The following is a 738-nucleotide window of genomic DNA, read 5'->3' as shown; positions in this document are numbered from 1 at the left end:
CGAGCTGATACATTCCCGCCCGGGGGTTAGGTCATGGAAGAGCAGCCGGCCGCAGTTCTTGGCTCCGGTTGCGGCGCTAGGCCTAACAGGTCATTCAAGCCGAACACCAATCGCTACGCGATTGATGTCGGCTTAACTCAGGCGTTAGGGGGGCTAGTGCGAGTCATTTCAGTCCTTCTGTTCTTCCTCGCTTCCGTAGCCCACGCGCAGGCTATTGGCGTGCCGCGTGAGTATTGGAAAGAATCCCTCACAATAGCGGAGGCGGAGAAGGCAGCCGAAGCTGAGCAAGCCGCTTGGTTGGAAAAGATCGAGTCGTTGGACCATGTCATTGATGGTGATGGCAGAAATGCAGCTATCGATTCTGAGCTTCGAGCAAAGTTGATTCAGTCGGCTGATGCCTTCGGCTTGCGGAACAAAGAGCAGTGGCAGGAGATCAAGGCCATGTACCGCCCCGGCGACAAGATCTACAGGTTCGCATGGCCGCCCCTCAGCGGCCCTACTGGCTACGTTTTAGTACGTGATGATCAGCAAGTCCATGCCGCATTCATTGCCGAACAATAGGCGGGCAGTTGGGCAGCCCCCTAACAATTCATTCAAGCCGACACCGCTCCGCGGTGCGGCTTAACTCAGGCGTTAGACAGCATGGCCAACTTCACGGCGGCTCAGCGCAAGAACCTGATCATCGGTCTGGCGACTGCTCTTGTAATTGGCGTTAGCACTTGGATTAGTCTGGATCCT

Annotated in this window: 1 protein-coding gene; it reads left to right on the top strand. The window is 56.2% G+C overall.

Features of this window, described 5'->3' with window-relative positions; genetic code table 11:
* The first annotated feature begins 33 nt into the window (after positions 1 to 33).
* Complete coding sequence (locus tag AB4Y64_RS17700; RefSeq protein ID WP_441817761.1) at positions 34 to 561, top strand: hypothetical protein; 528 nt, start codon at positions 34 to 36, stop codon at positions 559 to 561.
* The last annotated feature ends 177 nt before the right edge of the window (positions 562 to 738 follow it).

Source organism: Lysobacter sp. TAF61 (assembly GCF_052113485.1).
Lineage (GTDB): Bacteria > Pseudomonadota > Gammaproteobacteria > Xanthomonadales > Xanthomonadaceae > Lysobacter_J.
Note: the sequence above shows the minus strand (reverse complement) of the source record. Positions and strands in the feature narration are given on the sequence as shown.